This window comes from Actinomadura latina NBRC 106108 (genome assembly GCF_001552195.1).
GTDB classification, from domain to species: Bacteria; Actinomycetota; Actinomycetes; order Streptosporangiales; family Streptosporangiaceae; genus Spirillospora; species Spirillospora latina.
This window is the reverse complement of sequence record NZ_BCQS01000020.1, coordinates 14,153-30,266: the sequence shown is the minus strand read 5'-3', so window position 1 is coordinate 30,266 and position 16,114 is coordinate 14,153. Positions and strand designations below refer to the sequence as shown.

Genomic DNA, 16,114 nt, shown 5'->3' with positions numbered 1-16,114 from the left:
GTCAGCTCCGGGTCCGCAAAGCCTCGGTGAGCGCGGCGACCACGCGTTCCACGCCGTCGTCCGTCAGCCCCGGATACAGCGGAAGCGACAGCAGTTCCTCGCCGACCCGGTCGGTCACCGGCACCCGCGCGCACTCCTCGGCGCCCAGGATCTCCCGGTAGGCCGTCATCTGGTTCGCCGGGATGAAGTGCACGGACGTTGCGACGCCCGCCGCCTCCAGCTCGCCGCTGATCGCGTCCCGGTCCCGGACGCGGACCTGGTAGAGGTGCCAGGCGTGCCGGACGCCGTCCAGGTTCCGCTGCGGGAGGACCAGGCCCGGCAGGTCGCGCAGGGCCTCGTCGTAGCGGGCGACGATCGCGGCGCGCTGCTCCTGCCAGCGCGGCAGCGCGGCGAGCTGCGCCCGCCCGATCGCCGCCTGGACGTCGGTCATGTTCGCCTTCAGCCCGACCGTCTTCACGTCGTACCGCCAGCTGCCGCCGGGCAGGTACCGCTTCCAGGAGTCCTTGCTCATCCCGTGCATCCGCATCGCGCGGACCCGGTCGGCGAAGTCCTGGTCGCTGGACGCCACCGCGCCGCCCTCGCCGATCGGCATGTTCTTCGTCGCGTAGAAGGAGAAGCAGGCCGCGAACGACTCGGAGCCGACGTTCCGGCCGCCGCGCGCGGCGCCGGGCCCGTGCGCCGCGTCCTCGATGACCCTCGTCCGGTCGAGGCCGGCCGCCTCGGCGAGCGCCGCCACGTCCACCGGGTAGCCGCCCTGGTTCTGGACGATCATCGCGGCGGGTCCGGCCCGCCCCGCCGCCGCCCGCACCGTCTCCGGGCTCGGGACGAGCGTGTCCTCGTCGATGTCGACCAGCACCGGCCGGTGCCCCGCGTGCAGGATCGCGTTGATCGCGCCGCAGAACGTCAGGCTCGGCGTCAGCACCGCCGAACCGGGCGGCAGGTCCAGCGCGCGGAGGCACAGCTCCAGCGCGGTCGTGCACGACGCGACCGCCACGACGTGCGCGGCGCCCAGGTGGTCGGCGAACTCCTGCTCGAACGCCGCCGTCTGCGGGCCCGTCGTGATCCAGCCGGAGTCGAGCACCTTGACGACCGCATCGGACACTTCACCGGACACCGACGGAATCGTGAACGGAACGGACGGACTCATCTGCTACCCCCTGCTCTTCCGGGACGTGGAGATCCGCCGGGACGTGGCGACGACGCCGAGCAGCGGCCAGCCCGACGCGGCGACCAGGTCGCGGACCGTCTCCAGCCCCGCCACCCGCGTCACCGGCCCGACCACCACGACCACGCCGACCGCCTCGTCCGAACCCGGATCGATGTCCTCGAACGCGTGCACATGACAGAGCCGGCGCACCGGAACCGGCTGGGTGATCTCCGAGGGCGACACCTCGGACTTCTTCGTCATCACGGCGGTGCCGCCGGCGCGGACCACCGACGTGCTCTTCTTGCCGCCAGGCCCGCTGCTGTTCAGCGACGGGCCGTCGCCGCCACCGCCACCGCCACCGCCGCCGTCCTCGCCCTCGTCCTTTCCGGGCCGGGCCGTGACGACCTTCGTGTCGTCCCCGTACACCGCGGACGCGACCGACGACACCAGGTCCGCGGGCAGCGGGCCGGGCGCGCCGACCAGCGTGACCCGGCCGACGCCCTCCTTCTTCGCGGCCAGCCGGATCCGCCGCCCGAGACCGGTCAGCTGCCCCGGCCCCCGGTCGGCCCAGCCGAGCAGCGGCACCCCGAGCTTGCGCGCGACCCGCCGCTGCCCCGGGATCGTGGGACGGACCATCTCCGTCACCACCGCGATCAGGATGCCGCCGATCAGCCCGACCAGGCCCGCGATCGACGCCATCATGACCACCGGGTTCGTGCGCGGCGCCAGCACCGCCGGCTGCACCACCGACGCCGTCCCGGCCGTCGACAGCTGCGTCCGCAGGTCCGAGCGGTTCGACCGCAGGTCGGTCAGCTCCGCCTGCACCCGCTCCCGCTCGTTGGCGGCCCCGATGTCGGGGTTCGGCTGCGCGCCCGCCCGCCGCGAAAGCGGCCCGAGCTTCTTCTCCAGCTCCCGGACGCGCTTGTCGATCTCGTCCAGCTGCTGCGTGATCGAGCCCTGGTTGGACGCGTTGATCTCCTTGACGACCTCGGCGCCGATCGCGTCCGCCAGCCGCCGCGCCACCCCCGGGTCCCGGTCCTTCACCGACAGCTCGACGATCGTGGACGTCCCGAGCCCGGTCACGCCGATCGCCTTCGCGACCTTCGCCGTCGACCGGTCCACCCGCTGCTGCCGCAGCACTCCGCTCAGCAGGTTCTCGCTCGTCGCGAACGCCTTCACCTGGCTGACCACGATGGACACGCCCGCGTCCCCGGGCGCCGCGTCGGTCGCGCGGCTGCTCGCCTGCAGCCGCGACTTCGCGACCGACGGCGGCTCCTGCCCGCTCATCACCAGGCCCACCAGCACCAGCGGGACCACCGTCATGACCAGCAGGAGCGCCCAGTAGCTGCGAACCACCCGCGCCGCGACCTCGTCGATCTCCACGATCTTTCCCTCCGGCTTCGTCACGGCGAGCGTAAGAAGGGGCTTCCGCGGAGCAATCGCCCAAAAGACGACCCCGGACTACGCCTTTTGCATCACGAGCCCGGCCGCATGCCGGCGCGCATCGCGAGCGTGATCGCCTCCAGCGCCGAGTGCAGCCCGAGCTTCGCCAGCAGGTTCTGCGTGTGCGTCCGGACGGTGTTCGCCGACAGCCCCAGCCGCTCGGCGATGTCCGCGCGTCCCAGCCCGTCCACCATGCACTGCAGCACCTCCCGCTCCCGAGGCGTCAGCTCCGCCAGCAGGCCGGCGCCCGCGGCCTCCCCGCCGCCCTGGACGAGCCTGCGCAGCACATCGCCGAGCACGTCCGGCGGGATCCACCCGCCCTGCCGCGCCGCCGACCGGATCACCCGCGCGACCAGCTCGGCGCTCTCGGTCTTCTCCAGCCAGCCGACCGCGCCCCGCCGGACGGCCTGCAGCATCGCGTCCAGGTCGCTCATCGCGGTCAGCATCACGACCCGGACGTCCGGATGGTCCGCGCGGACCCGGTCCAGGACGTCAAGCCCGCTCTCGCCGCCCAGCATCAGGTCGAGGACGAGGACCTTCGGGCGCTCGGTGGCGGTCAGCGCGAGTGCGCGCCGCACGTCGGAGGCGATCGGCAGGATCACCAGATCGGGCTCGCGCCCCAGCCGCGCCGCGAGGGCCTCGGCGAACAGCGCGTGATCGTCCACGATGAGGACGCGGATCGGTTCCATCCACCGACGATGACCGTTCCCCGCGCCGGGCGGATCCTGCAAACGCTGTACTCGTCCCGGGTGCGGCCGGCGGGAGCAGGAACCGTGCGCGGACGCGCCCCTGCTCCGCCAGGTTCACCCGCGTCCGGACCCGGTCACCTTCCGTGCGGGACATTGACCGTCCGCGATGGCCTGCGGATCCTGTGCGTGTCATGCAAGGGGACGCACTGGCCTGCAGGGGATGCCACATGAAAGTCCTGATCACCGGGGGAGCCGGGTTCATCGGCAGCACGATCGCCTCCGCCTTCGCGGAGCGCGGCGTCACGCCCGTCGTGCTCGACAGCCTGGTCACGGGCAGGTCGGAGTTCGCCGCCGGCAAGATCTTCTACCAGGGCGATATCGGCGACGGGGACCTGGTCGACGAGATCTTCCGCGACCACCCCGACATCATCGCGACCGTCCACTGCGCCGCGCTGATCGTGGTGCCCGACTCGATGGCCGACCCGCTGCGCTACTACCGGGTCAACCTGTCCAAGACGCTCGACCTCGCCGGCCACCTCGTCCGCAACGGCTGCGACCGGATGATCTTCGCGTCCACCGCCGGGATGTACCGCCCCGAACCCGACCTCTCGGTCACCGAGACGTCCGTCCTCGAACCGCAGAACCCGTACACCCGCTCGAAGATGATGGCGGAACTCCTCCTGCAGGACTTCTGCAAGGCCTACGACTTCCGCGTCATCTCGCTGCGCTACCTGAACCCGATCGGCGCCGACCCGCGGCTGCGCACCGGCCTGCAGAGCAGCAAGCCCACGCACGCCCTCGGCAAGATGATCGAGTGCTACTCCCTCGACGTGCCCTTCAAGATCACCGGCGTCGACTGGGAGACCCGGGACGGCACCGCGATCCGCGACTACATCCACGTCTGGGACATCGCCCGCGCCTTCTACGAGGCCGCCGCCCGCTTCGACTCGATCGTCCCGCCGGTCGGCGACCACGCCCGCTACGAGGTCGTCAACCTCGGCACGGGCGACGGCACCACCGTCCGCGAACTGGTCGCCGCCTTCCGCGAGGTCGTCGGCGACGGCTTCGTCGCGGAGGACGCCCCGGCCCGTCCCGGCGACGTCGTGGGCGCCTTCGTCAACCCGTCCAAGGCCTGGGACCTCCTCGCCTGGAAGCCCGAGTACACCGTCGAGGACGCCATCCGCCACTCCCTCCAGTGGGCCGAACGCCGCCGCGACCTCGACGTCGCCTGACCCCCATGTTCCGGCCCGTCCGGCCCTCCAACCTTCCGCAGGAGGCCCGGGCGGGCCGTCGCCTTTGCGGCCGTCCGGCGAAGCGGCCTGCCCGCCCATGGCTGTCATCTGTGCCAGGTCGGGGGCTGTCGTGAGCAAAGTCGGCTTACCCATAATGGCTGACCGCAAAATTTCGCCAACACAAAGTCAAGCAATTCGTCAGTAGATTTCGCGCTGTGCCCGGCTCCGCATTCTCTCCGGTAGCGGAGGATGCGCCCTGCGAATTTTCGGTGCGGGTCCCCAGCCCGGCGTGAACGGTCGTCCATGAAGCGGTTCGACCCGCTTCGCCCGCGAGATCGGCGCGGACGCCACCAGCCCACGCATCGCTGAGCCTAGGCGTTCCAGCACGTGAAGGGCCTTGGAATCGCTGATCTGCCAAAGCTGCGGTAAGTCCGATTTTCGCAGTTTGTAGGATTGTTGAAAAGCCGGTCACCGTCTCCCGGGATTCGCGCGCGACCTTGTTATGATCAACGAGTTCGCGGCATGCGAACCAGATCCACGAAGAGGAGAAAAAGGAATGAAACGCATAGCTCGTGCGGCGATGGTGGCCGGGCTGGCCATCGGGGGCAGCCTCCTTGCCGTTCCCGCCGCCTCGGCGGACACCCACCCGCACCATGGCGACAACGCGCCGGAGAACGTCTACATCTACATCAAGCCCAACTACATCAAGCCGCACTACGTCTCCGAGAGCGGTCCCGGCGACCTGAACTACGCCGAGCTCAACAAGTCGCCGGGCGCCTCGCCGAACCTCGCGAACAAGTCCGTGACGACCGGCGACATCAAGCAGTCCGTGCACGCGAAGAAGGCGGGTCCCGCGACGGTCGAGGTCGGGAGCCCGGAGCAGCAGATCGAGGCCACGGAAGCGCAGGAGGGGCACGAGCAGGAGGCCGCCGAGGCCGCGCCCAAGGAGCAGGGCACCGCTCAGGGTGAGGCGAACATGCAGGACGCCGCCCAGGGTGAGGCGAACATGCAGGACGCCGCCCAGGGTGAGGCGAACATGCAGGACGCCGCCCAGGCTGCCCCGCAGCAGGACGCTGCGCAGGCTGCCCCGCAGCAGGACGCCGCTCCGCAGCAGGACGCTGCGCAGGCTGCCCCGCAGCAGGAGGCCGCTCCGCAGCAGGACGCTGCGCAGGCTGCCCCGCAGCAGGAGGCCGCTCCGCAGCAGGACGCTGCGCAGGCCGCTCCGCAAGAGCAGGGCGCCGCTCAGAACGCGGCCCAGGACCAGGGCCAGGCCGCGCCTCAGAGCCAGCCGTAAGCGGGTCCGAAAGTAGCCTGCGGTCGGTCGCAACGGAGGAACCGCTCAGTCCGACCTGTCCCGCCGGCCCTTTCCGCACATAGCGAACGGGCGATCCGCTCACCACGCCGGCTCGGCGCAAGTGCCGGCGACGAGCTCAAGAGCCCAAGTCATGCCTCGCTGACGAACATCGGCGGGGCATGATGCTGGCCGGGACCCGGTCGGCTCAGGCCGGGAGGGCGAGGAGCAGCCGGATCATGTTCGTCAGGGCATCGGGGGAGAGGGCGGGGTCCACCGCTCGGCGCAGGCCGAGGCCGATGCCGAGGCTGAGGAGGGCGTCGGCCAGTTCGCCGGCCGGGAGGGGGAGCGGGCGGTCGCGGCGCCTGGCCTCCTCTTCCAGGAGGAGGCGGAGGGCTCCGGACCAGCTGCGGCCGCCTGAGGCGACTCCGGCGCGGAGCGCGGGGTCGCGGCGGGTGGCGTGGATGGCGAACTCGGCTTCCAGCAGCGTCCAGCCGGGGTCGCCGATCGTGCGCTCGGCCCAGGCCTCGAAGACGGCGAGGCGGTCCTCGTCGGAGCCTTCACCTTGGAAGGCGTCCATGATGGCCCGCACCTGCTCGGCGCGGATCGCGTCGATGACCGTCCGGCACAACTCGTCCTTGGTGCCGAAATTGGAGTAGACGGCGCCCTTCGAGAAGGACGCGGCCTCGGCGACCTCCTCCAGCGAGGTGGCGTGATACCCGTCACGCAGGAACAGCCGGCGTGCGGTGGCGATCAGCAGTTCACGGGTCCGCGCCTGGCTCTCCGCCCTGGTCAGTCGTGCCATCCCGCCATCGTAGGGGGTGACGGCATCTGGATACCGGCGGTATCTGTAGTGCTCCGCGCGGGCCGACCGGGACTATTGACATCCCGTCCAACCTCCAAATACCTTCGGTATCTCGGACGGGGGAGGCAGCGGGTGAAGCCCGACCATGAGGTGGTCGTCGTCGGGGCCGGGTTCTCCGGGCTGTGCGTCGGCATCCGGCTGCGGCAGCGGGGCGTGCGCGACTTCGTCATCCTGGACGCGGCGCCCAGCGTCGGCGGCGTGTGGCGGCACAACACCTATCCGGGAGTCGCCGTCGACATCCCGTCCACCACGTACTGCTACTCGTTCGAGCCCAACCCGTCGTGGACGCGGTCGTTCGCGCCCGGCGCCGAGGTCCGCGCCTACGCCGAGCACTGCGCCGACAAGTACCGGCTGCGGCCGCATCTGCGGCTTGGAACCAAGGTCGACCGGGCGGTCTTCGACGAGGGCGCCGACGTCTGGCACGTCCACACCTGCCGGGGCGAGATCACCGCCCGCTTCCTGGTCGCCGCCGTCGGGCCGCTGGACCAGCCCAAGAACCCGGACATCCCCGGCATCGAGACGTTCGCCGGGAAGGTGGTCCACACCGCGCGCTGGGACCACGGCCACGACCTGCGCGGTGAGCGGGTCGCGGTGATCGGCACCGGGGCGTCCGGCCTGCAGGTCATCCCCGAGATCGCGTCCGTCGCCGCGCACCTGGACGTCTACCAGCGCACGCCGATCTGGGTGTTCCCGAAGATCGACTTCGCGATCCCCCGGGGCGTTCGCGCGCTGTTCGGCGCGGTGCCGCCGGTCCAGTCGCTCGCCCGGCTGCTCACCACCGCCGCGTCCGAGGTGATCATGGTGCTGGGCATCGTGCACTACGGCAAGGCGCCGTTCCTGGCGCGGGCGACCGAGATGATCTGCCGCGCCCATCTGCGCCGCCAGGTGCCCGACCACCGGCTCCGCCGCGCCCTGACGCCGCGCTACGGCTTCGGCTGCAAGCGGCCCTCGTTCTCCAACCGCTACTTCCCGACGTTCATGCGCGACGACGTCGACCTGGTCACCGACCCGATCGAACGCGTCACCGAGCACGCCGTGGTGACGCGGGACGGCCGCGAGCGGGAGATCGACACGCTCGTCCTGGCCACGGGCTTCAAGACGCTGGAGATCGGCGCGATGCCGGCGTTCCCGGTCGTCGGCCTGGGCGGCGTCGAACTGGGGGCCTACTGGGACGAGCACCGCTACCAGACCTACGAGGGTGTCGCCTCGCCGCTCGCGCCCAATTTCTGGCTCATGAACGGCCCCTACACCGTCACCGGCGCGTCCTGGTTCTCGATCATCGAGGCGGGCAGCACGCACATCGTCCGCTGCGTCGCGGAGGCCCGCCGGCGCCGAGCGGCCCGCATGGTGGTCAGGCGCCGCCCGCACGACGCCTTCACCGCCCGGATGCGCGAGCGGATGAAGGGCACGATCCTCGCCCAGCCGAGCTGCGCCCGGGCCAACTCCTATTACTTCGACCGGCACGGCGACGCCCCGTACGTCCGCCCGCAGTCCGGGTTCTACGTGCTGCGCCGCAGCCGGACGTTCGACCTCGACGACTACGAATTCACCGTTTGAAAGGAAAACCCCTCATGGCCCTTCTTCGCACCGCCGGCATCGCGCTCGCCGCCACCGGGATCGCGCATTTCGCCGCGCCCAAGGTCTTCGAGCCGATCTCCCAGCTCGCGTTCCCGCAGGACACCGAGACCTGGATCAAGCGGAACGGCGCCACCGAGCTGGCGCTGGGCGTCGCGCTGGCCGTCGACAGGACGCGCAAGGCCGGCCTGGCCGGCACCGCCGTCTACGCGGCCTGGCTGGGCGCCCGCGCCGCCGCCAACCGCCGCTCCGCCTGAACGGGCCCCGGTCCGGCTTGACCGGCGACCGCCGCGCAAGCCGGACCCGAGCCGCGTGGTGGTGACGAGTTGCCGGTGGCATGATGCGGCGAATGGCTGAGATTCTGCTGTCGCGGACAACAGCCTCCCCTCCTACGACGCCCCTTCTGCCGGGCTGCTCGCGGAGCGCGTGCTGACCTTCCTGAACGGGATCGGGTAGCGCCCGCTCAGGCCAGTTCCTCCTTGAAGCCCTGGCGCCAGGACGGGTAGCGCGGCTCCCAGCCGAGTTCGCTCTTGGCCTTGGCGTTGGAGAAGCCGCGCCCCTCGGTCATCATCATCACCGCCACGTCGCCGGCGATCGGGCGGGCCAGCCAGGCGGGCACCCGCATCGGACGCTTCGCTCCCGCGCACTCCGCCAGGTAGGGCAGCCACTCGGCGGCCGGGGCCGGATCGTCGTCGACGATGTTGAACACGCCCCGCGCCTCGTGCTCCACGGCCAGGACGGTGGCGGACGCCGCGTCGTCCACATGCACCCAGGAGCAGTATCCGGCGCCGCCGCCGACGACCGGGAACTGCCGCTTGCGGACGGGCTCGACCAGGTCGTCCATGGCGCCCGGCCCGTAGAACCAGCCGTAGCGCAGGACCGCGCCGCCGGCCTTGACGACCGCGTCCTCGACGTGGCCGATCGCCTTCATCCCCGGTTCGGCCGGCGTGCCCGTCATCGGGTCCACCGGGTCCTGCTCGGTCTTCACCCGGGAGCCCTCGCGGATCCCGTTCCAGGCGCCGTAGCTCTGCGCGATGAAATGGGGGACGCCGTTCGCCTCGGCGGCGGCCAGCAGGTTGTCCGTCCCCTCGGTGCGGAGCCGGTTGGTGCCGGCGAACCACCGGTCCATGTGCTTCATGTCCGCCTTCCCCGCGTGCGCCACGGAGATCGCGGTCATCTGGTGCACGATCACGTCCGGCCGGGCGGCCCGGACCGCCTCGCTGACCGAGGCCGCGTCCAGCCCGTCCATCACGACGCCGTCCGCGCCCATGTCCTTCAGCATGCCCAGCTTGGCCTCGCTCGTCGCCGTGGCCGTCACCTGGTGGCCGCGCTCCACCAGTTGCGGCACCAAGCGTCGGCCCAGCACCCCGGTCCCGCCTGCCACGAACACCCTCATGACCTTCACCTCTCTGCTCAGAATCCGTCTCTACGACGGGAAGACGGAACGGATCGACCGTGTGTGACCTGGGCGGCGGCATGATTCAGGTCACATCCTCGGGGTGTCACAGGCTGCCGCGCGGTGGCGTCATGAGGGGTGTAACCGTCAAGAACACGAGGAGAGCACGATGGAAGCGCGGCTGAACCTGTTCGAGAGCCCGGTCATGGCCAAGGTGCTGAAGCACCTCGTCGCGGCCGGCCACGCGATTCCGGACTCGACGCTGCCGCTGGCGACGCAGGAGCTGGTGCGGCTCCGCGCGAGCCAGATCAACGGCTGCGCCTACTGCGTCGACATGCACACCAAGGAGGCCGCGCACGCCGGGGAGACCGCCACCCGCCTCAACCTGGTCGCGACCTGGCGGGAGGCCACGGTGTTCACCGAGGCCGAGCGGGCCGCCCTGGAACTGGCGGAGCAGGGCACCCGCATCGCCGACGCGGCCGGCGGCGTCCCCGACGAGGTGTGGGCGAACGCCGCGAAGCACTACGACGACGAGCAGCTCGCCGCCCTGGTGTGCGTCATCGCCGTCATCAACGCCTTCAACCGCGGGAACGTCATCACCCAGCAGCCCGCCGGCGACTACCGGCCCGGCCAGTTCGCCTGACCGCCGCCATCGCCGACCCTCGGGCGGGCCGTTGCAGGGACGGCCCGCCCGAGGGTCGGCCGGGTCAGACTCTGACGCCTTCGCCGATTCCGGGCCGCGGGGCCGGGGCCGCCTTCGGGGCCCGGCGGCCGGGAAGCCACCAGTTGGCCTTGCCGCACAGCTCCATCACCGCGGGGACGAGGATCATCCGGACGACGGTGGCGTCGATGAGCACGGCGACGGCCATCCCCAGACCTCCCTGCTTGACCGCGACGTCCGGGCCGAGCAGGGAGGTGGTGAAGACGGCGATCATGATGGCGGCCGCGGCCGTGATGACCTTCGCGGTCCGCGCCAGCCCGCGGGCGACGGCCGTGCGGGTGTCGCCGGTCCGCTCGTACTCCTCGCGCACCCGCGAGATCAGGAAGACCTGGTAGTCCATCGACAGGCCGAACAGGACCGGGAACATCATCATCGGGACCCAGGTCGTGACCGGCATGGTGGCGGGGAACCCGAGGGCCGGGCCGAACCATCCCCACTGCACGACCGCCACCACCACCCCGTAGGCGGCGCCGATGGACAGCAGGTTCACCACGGCGGCCTGCAGCGCGATCGTGACCGACCGGACCAGCGCGATCAGCAGCACCATGGACATCGCGATGACGACCGCGATCATCAGCGGCAGGCGCGAGCCGGATTCCTCGGCGGCGTCGATGGTGCCGGCGTTCGGTCCGCCGACGAGGACCTCCGCGCCGCCGGGCGCGCGGGGCAGCACGTCGTCGCGGAGCTCGTGCACCAGGTCCGCGGTCGCCTCGTCCTGGTATCCGGTCGTGGGGAAGGCCATGAAGGTGGCGGCCCGCCCGTCCTCGCTGATCCGGGGCGGCGTGGCGTAGGCGATGCCCTCGGTCTTGCCGACGGCGTCGACGACGGGACGCAGATCGGCGTCCGCGGAGCCGACCTCGGCGGCGAAGACCAGGGGTGCTCCGTACCCCGGGCCGAATCCCTCGGAGAGGATCTCGTGGGAGATGTAGCTGCTCCTGTCGCGGGGCTGGACGCTGGCGTCGGGCTGGCCGAGCCGCATCGACAGCGTCGGGACGGCCAGCAGCAGCAGGCTCGCGCCGGCCAGCGCGGCGGCGACCAGCGGCCGCCGCTGCACCACGCCGGCCCAGCGCTCGGCGAGGGTGCGGCGCTCCCGGTCCGACGCGCCGGAGGGCCGGCGGGACGCGCGGCGAGGCAGCCGCAGCGAGTTGATCCGGTGCCCGGTGAAGCCCAGGAACGCGGGCAGCAGCGTCAGCGCGGCGATCATCGTCACCAGCACCGCGACCGACGTGGCGACGGCCACTCCGGTCATCAGCCGCTGCCCCATCACGAGCAGGCCCATCAGCGCGATCACGACGGTCGTGCCGGCGAACAGCACCGCGCGGCCGGCGGTGGTGACGGCCCCGATCGTGGCGCTCTCGGGCTCGTCGCCGTCCCGGAGGTTGTCCTTGTAGCGCGTCACGATGAACAGCGCGTAGTCGATGCCGACCCCGAGCCCGATCATCGCGCCGAAGATCAGCGTGAAGTCCGGCGCCGGGACCAGGTGCCCCACCAGCTTCGTCAGCGCGAGGCCGCCCGCGATCGCCAGCAGCGCGGTGATGATCGGCAGGCCCATCGCCACCAGCGACCCGAAGGCGATGAAGAGGATCACCGCCGCCGCCAGGATGCCCACGCTCTCGGCCGGACCCTGCGGGGGCGTCTCGGCCTTTTCCGCCATGTACCCGCCCAGCCCGAGCGTGACGCCGCCGCCGGAGGCGTCCTTGACCGTGTCCACCAAGGGCTTGACGTCGGCCTTCTTCACTTCCTTGTCGCTCAGCGGGATGGTCGTCCGGGCGATGCGGCGGTCCTTCGTCACCAGGTTCCCGTCCTGGTACGGCGAGACCACGGGCCCGGTGACGGGTGAGCCGGCGAGAGCGGCGATGACCTTCTCGATCTTCTGCCGGGCGGCGGGGTCGTCGATTCCCCGTTCCGCCTTGATGGCGAGAGTGAGGGTGTCCCCTTGCCGTTCGGGGAAGTGCTTCTCGATGAGCGCCTGCGCCTTGGCGGATCCGGAGTCGCCGCCGGAGAAGTCGTTGTCGGGGGCGGCGCCGTAGCCGAAGCCGGCGAACACCGCGGCGATCACGCCGACGATCCAGGCCAGCAGGACCAGGCGGCGGCGCCGGTAGCAGAGCCGGGCCAGTCCCGCCAAGCCTCCGCCCGTACCGGGAGGCTCGGTTCTTTGCGTTTTTTCCATTGGTCGCTCAAATCTGATCAGGGAATGTGGCCTGATCCTCCCTGCCGGGCACAATGCGAGTCGTCCGCCGATCGCAGGCAATTCGCGCTACCGCCGATGGCGCACCCCGTTGCCGCGGAAACCGCAGGCGCCGCGAAAGTACTGCGTGCGCAGTAGCCGCCGGCTCGTCTGCGAGCATGAGCCGCACGCGGAAAGACCTGGCTAAAGTGCGGACATGAGCACAGGACTGCGAGGTCTCTGGGCCAGGGGCAGCGGCTGGGTGATCGCGGTCTGCGTGGCGGCGGTGCTGCTGGTCACCGCACTGGCCGAGGACCACCCCGGCACCGATCTCGCCGGGCTCGGCTACGCGCTGCTGGTGGCGAGCGGCCTGGCGCTGGGCGTCGCACGCCGGGCCCCGGTCGCCGTCCTCGCCGCCACCGGGCTGGGCGCGGTGGGATACCAGGCGACCGGTTTCGACGTGCCCGCCGTCGCGTACCTGTTCGCGGTGTACGCCGCCGTCCGGTCGGGGCACCGGATCGTCACGGTGGCGGTCAGCGTGACCCTGCTGGCCGTCCTCCCGCTCGCGGTCATGGCCTCCCCGGCGGACGGGTCCGTGGGCGACGCGTTCACCCAGGCCCGCGGTGTGCTGGAACTGGCCTGGCTGATCGCCGCCGGTGCCGCGGGGGAGGCGCTGCGGCAGGCCGAGCGGCGGGCGGACGAGGCCGAGCGCACCCGGGAGGAGGCCGCCCGGCTGCGCGCGACCGAGGAGCGGCTGCACATCGCGCGCGAGCTGCACGACTCGCTCACCCACCAGATCTCGATCATCAAGGTGCAGTCCGGAGTCGCCGTCCACCTGGCCCGCAAGCGCGGCGAGCACGTCCCGGAGGCCCTGCTGGCGATCCGGGACGCCGCCCGCGAGGCGAACCGCGAGCTGCGCGCGACCCTGGACACGCTGCGGGACGATGCCAGGACCCCGCCGCACGGCCTCGACCACGTCCCCGATCTCGTGGAACGCGCCCGCGGGACGGGCCTGAACACGACGCTGACGATCGAGGGACAGCAGCACGACGTGCCGCTCGCGGTCGACCGGACCGCGTACCGGATCGTCCAGGAGGCGCTGACCAACACCGCCCGCCACGCCGCGGCCGAGACGGCGACGATCCGGATCGACTACCGTCCGGGCACCCTCGCCATCCGGGTCGACGACGACGGCAGGGCCAGGCCCGGCACGTCCCCGGTGCCCGGCGTCGGGCTGCTCGGCATGCGGGAACGCGTCACCGCCCTGGGCGGGCGGCTGCGCGCCGAACCGCGCAGGGAGGGCGGCTTCAGCGTCCAGGCCGAGTTCCCCGTGGGCGGGCCGTCGTGATCCGTGTCCTGCTGGTGGACGACCAGTCGCTCCTGCGCGGCGGATTCCGGGCGCTGCTCGACGCCGAGGACGACATCGAGGTGGTCGCCGAGGCCGCCGACGGGGCGCAGGCCCTGGCGCTGATCAGGGAGCACCTGCCCGACATCGCGCTGATGGACATCCAGATGCCGGTCATGGACGGCATCGAGACGACCCGGCGCATCGCCGCCGATCCCGCCCTGGCCGGGGTGCACGTGGTCATCCTGACCAACTACGGCTTCCACGAGTACGTCTTCAACGCGCTGCGCGCCGGCGCCGCCGGGTTCCTCGTCAAGGACATCGAGCCGGACGACCTCCTGCACTCGATACGCGTCGCCGCGCGCGGGGACGCCCTGCTCGCGCCGTCCATCACCAGGATGCTGATCAGCAGGTACGTGGCGCAGCCGCCAGACCCGGGAGCCGGCACGGCGCTGAAGGAACTGACCAACCGCGAACGCGAGGCCGTCGCCCTGGCCGCGCACGGCCTGTCCAACGACCAGATCGCCGACCGCATGGTGATCAGCCCGGTGACCGCGAAGACCCACCTCAACCGGGCCATGGTGAAGCTCCACGCCCGCGACCGGGCGCAGCTCGTCGTCCTCGCCTACGAATCCGGCCTGGTGTCCCCGCGGAACCAGTGATGCCTGAGTGCTCCGTCCTGCCCGATCATGGACGGGTCCGCCGGCAGCACCCAAGCAAGTGCTAGGTCTATGGTGACCTGGCGGGCGCAGGCCGTAAAGAGGAAGGAAGCCCTCGGTGCACGCGTTCGCCGACAATGTGCGGAAGAATGGGGGCGGCCACAGCGAGGAGGCGTTTTGAGCAGCGATGCGCGGTTCACCGTGACGCGGACGCTGAGCAAGGACCAGCAGGCACGGCGGGAGCGATTGATCGACTCCGCGCGGGAGCTCGCGCTGCAGGGCGGATATCCGGCCGTCACCATGCACGACGTGGCGGACCGGGCCGGCGTCGCCCGCGCGACCGTCTACCGCTACTTCGCCACCAAGGACCACCTGCTCACCGAGGTCGCGGCGGCCTGGGCGCATTACGTCACCGATGACATCGACGCGCTCGCGGTGGGCGACACCCAGCTGGAGCGGCTCACCGCGCTGCTGGAGCGCATCGTGTACGTCGCGGCGCGGGAGCCCACCCTGACGTCCGCGATCATCCAGGCGGTGACCTCGGACGACTCCAGCGTGGACGACGCCCGCACCGTGCTGTTCCAGTTCCTCCGCGACCGGCTCTCGGCGGCGATCGGCGACCCGGTCCCCGAGCGGGAGGACGTCGAGCTCGTCCTCGGGCACATCCTGCTCGCCGCGCTGATCAGCCTGGCGTCGCTGCGGCAGCCGGTCGAGGAGGTCGCCACGATGGTCCGGACGTCCGGCCGCCTGGTGCTGGCCGGGGCGCTCGCCGCCGCCTCGCCCACCTGATTGGTCCACGTCACGCGGGCCTGATTGGACCTGGAGTCAGGACCACCGGGCTCCTAGCGTTCTCGCGTGACGAATCCGCTGCTGTTCCTGCTGGCCGCGCTGACGCTGGTCGCCATTCCCGGCCCGAACCACCTGTACATCACCACGCGCAGCATCGGCGAGGGCCGCCGCGCCGGCGTCGCGTCCGCGCTCGGCGTCGAGACCGGCACGCTCGTCCACATCGCCGCCGCCACGGCCGGGCTGTCCGCCGTCGTCGCCGCGTCCGCGACCGTCTTCGGGTTCCTGCGCTACGCGGGCGCCGCGTACCTCGCCTACCTCGCCTACCGGACGCTGCGCAGCCGCCACCGGCTCGGCGAGCCGGCGCTGAGGCCGCAGCCGATCCACCGCGTCTACCTGGACGGCGCGCTCGTGAACGTCCTCAACCCGAAGGTCGTGCTCTTCTTCCTGGCGTTCCTGCCCCAGTTCGTCGACCAGGACGCGGGCGCCGTGCCGCTGCAGATCGCCGCCATGGGCCTCGCCACCGCGCTGATCGGCCTGGTCAGCGACCTCGGGTACGCGCTCGCCGCCGGCTCGATCGGCGGCTGGCTGCGGGCCCGCCCGGCGTTCCAGCGGCGGCAGCGGTACCTGACGGGCCTGATCTACCTCGGCCTCGGCGCCGCCGCGATCTTCGCCGCGCCCAGCGCCCGCCGCGTCTAGCGCGGTGCCCTGGTGAGCGTCCGGTGCTCGGGAGGCGAGCGTCCGGTGCGTGCCAGTTGTCAGTTCGCTTATAAGCGCGGGCCCGCAATGCGTAGCCGG

15 protein-coding genes are annotated in these 16,114 nt (G+C 71.6%); 9 read left to right on the top strand and 6 right to left on the bottom strand.

The genetic code is table 11. The features are described 5' to 3' along the window. Position 1: 1 nt before the first annotated feature. From AL2_RS25040 to AL2_RS25030, 3 genes are all read right to left on the bottom strand, one after another. Positions 2–1,114: a DegT/DnrJ/EryC1/StrS family aminotransferase gene (locus AL2_RS25040; protein WP_210748420.1), complete on the bottom strand. Its 1,113-nt coding sequence runs from the start codon at positions 1,112–1,114 to the stop codon at positions 2–4. Positions 1,115–1,150: 36 nt separating this feature from the next. After that, positions 1,151–2,554: a YveK family protein gene (locus AL2_RS25035; RefSeq protein WP_067637587.1), complete on the bottom strand. Its 1,404-nt coding sequence runs from the start codon at positions 2,552–2,554 to the stop codon at positions 1,151–1,153. Positions 2,555–2,622: 68 nt separating this feature from the next. Next, on the bottom strand, positions 2,623–3,279 hold the full coding sequence (locus AL2_RS25030) for a response regulator (RefSeq protein ID WP_067637585.1): 657 nt from the start codon (positions 3,277–3,279) through the stop codon (positions 2,623–2,625). 227 nt (positions 3,280–3,506) lie between these two features. Here AL2_RS25030 and galE point away from each other — a divergent pair, with 227 nt between their 5' ends. Further along, entirely contained in the window at positions 3,507–4,511 is a 1,005-nt protein-coding gene (galE, locus tag AL2_RS25025) for a UDP-glucose 4-epimerase GalE (RefSeq protein WP_067637583.1), read from the top strand. A gap of 556 nt (positions 4,512–5,067) precedes the next feature. Then, positions 5,068–5,805, top strand: coding sequence for a hypothetical protein (locus AL2_RS25020; RefSeq protein WP_157438347.1), 738 nt, complete (start codon positions 5,068–5,070; stop codon positions 5,803–5,805). A gap of 205 nt (positions 5,806–6,010) precedes the next feature. On the opposite strand, the gene AL2_RS25015 is transcribed toward AL2_RS25020, so the two are convergent. Next, complete coding sequence (locus AL2_RS25015) at positions 6,011–6,607, bottom strand: TetR/AcrR family transcriptional regulator (protein ID WP_067637580.1); 597 nt, start codon at positions 6,605–6,607, stop codon at positions 6,011–6,013. Between the two features lie 132 nt (positions 6,608–6,739). Between AL2_RS25015 and AL2_RS25010 the strand changes: the two genes are divergently transcribed. Both AL2_RS25010 and AL2_RS25005 read left to right on the top strand, forming a co-directional pair. Next, the gene (locus tag AL2_RS25010) at positions 6,740–8,224 is read left to right on the top strand and encodes a flavin-containing monooxygenase (RefSeq protein WP_067637577.1); all 1,485 of its coding nucleotides are present in this window, start codon (positions 6,740–6,742) and stop codon (positions 8,222–8,224) included. Positions 8,225–8,238: 14 nt separating this feature from the next. Then, entirely contained in the window at positions 8,239–8,499 is a 261-nt protein-coding gene (locus tag AL2_RS25005) for a DoxX-related protein (protein ID WP_067637575.1), read from the top strand. A 206-nt stretch (positions 8,500–8,705) separates the two neighbouring features. On the opposite strand, the gene AL2_RS25000 is transcribed toward AL2_RS25005, so the two are convergent. Next, positions 8,706–9,638 (bottom strand): NAD-dependent epimerase/dehydratase family protein, encoded by a 933-nt coding sequence (locus AL2_RS25000; RefSeq protein ID WP_067637573.1) that lies wholly within the window; start codon positions 9,636–9,638, stop codon positions 8,706–8,708. A 169-nt stretch (positions 9,639–9,807) separates the two neighbouring features. Between AL2_RS25000 and AL2_RS24995 the strand changes: the two genes are divergently transcribed. Continuing rightward, complete coding sequence (locus AL2_RS24995; RefSeq protein ID WP_067637571.1) at positions 9,808–10,281, top strand: carboxymuconolactone decarboxylase family protein; 474 nt, start codon at positions 9,808–9,810, stop codon at positions 10,279–10,281. 64 nt (positions 10,282–10,345) lie between these two features. Here the strand turns inward: AL2_RS24995 and AL2_RS24990 are convergent, their stop codons facing one another. Next, positions 10,346–12,484 (bottom strand): MMPL family transporter, encoded by a 2,139-nt coding sequence (locus AL2_RS24990; protein ID WP_245666895.1) that lies wholly within the window; start codon positions 12,482–12,484, stop codon positions 10,346–10,348. A 259-nt stretch (positions 12,485–12,743) separates the two neighbouring features. Here AL2_RS24990 and AL2_RS24985 point away from each other — a divergent pair, with 259 nt between their 5' ends. From AL2_RS24985 to AL2_RS24970, 4 genes are all read left to right on the top strand, one after another. Next, complete coding sequence (locus AL2_RS24985) at positions 12,744–13,874, top strand: sensor histidine kinase (protein ID WP_067637567.1); 1,131 nt, start codon at positions 12,744–12,746, stop codon at positions 13,872–13,874. Further along, entirely contained in the window at positions 13,871–14,533 is a 663-nt protein-coding gene (locus tag AL2_RS24980) for a response regulator (protein ID WP_067637565.1), read from the top strand. The genes AL2_RS24985 and AL2_RS24980 overlap by 4 nt, the downstream gene beginning before the upstream one ends. A gap of 174 nt (positions 14,534–14,707) precedes the next feature. Further along, complete coding sequence (locus AL2_RS24975; protein ID WP_067637563.1) at positions 14,708–15,319, top strand: TetR/AcrR family transcriptional regulator; 612 nt, start codon at positions 14,708–14,710, stop codon at positions 15,317–15,319. 66 nt (positions 15,320–15,385) lie between these two features. After that, a complete protein-coding gene (locus AL2_RS24970) occupies positions 15,386–16,015 on the top strand; it encodes a LysE family translocator (protein WP_067637561.1) in 630 nt (209 codons plus the stop codon). Positions 16,016–16,114: the final 99 nt, after the last annotated feature.

Bases quoted from the DNA above. Each gene is read 5' to 3' on its own strand.
- AL2_RS25030 (WP_067637585.1), bottom strand. From the start codon at position 3,279: ATGGAACCGATCCGCGTCCTCATCGTGGACGATCACGCGCTGTTCGCC.
- galE (WP_067637583.1), top strand. From the start codon at position 3,507: ATGAAAGTCCTGATCACCGGGGGAGCCGGGTTCATCGGCAGCACGATC.
- AL2_RS25020 (WP_157438347.1), top strand. From the start codon at position 5,068: ATGAAACGCATAGCTCGTGCGGCGATGGTGGCCGGGCTGGCCATCGGG.
- AL2_RS25015 (WP_067637580.1), bottom strand. From the start codon at position 6,607: ATGGCACGACTGACCAGGGCGGAGAGCCAGGCGCGGACCCGTGAACTG.
- AL2_RS25005 (WP_067637575.1), top strand. From the start codon at position 8,239: ATGGCCCTTCTTCGCACCGCCGGCATCGCGCTCGCCGCCACCGGGATC.
- AL2_RS25000 (WP_067637573.1), bottom strand. From the start codon at position 9,638: ATGAGGGTGTTCGTGGCAGGCGGGACCGGGGTGCTGGGCCGACGCTTG.
- AL2_RS24995 (WP_067637571.1), top strand. From the start codon at position 9,808: ATGGAAGCGCGGCTGAACCTGTTCGAGAGCCCGGTCATGGCCAAGGTG.
- AL2_RS24985 (WP_067637567.1), top strand. From the start codon at position 12,744: ATGAGCACAGGACTGCGAGGTCTCTGGGCCAGGGGCAGCGGCTGGGTG.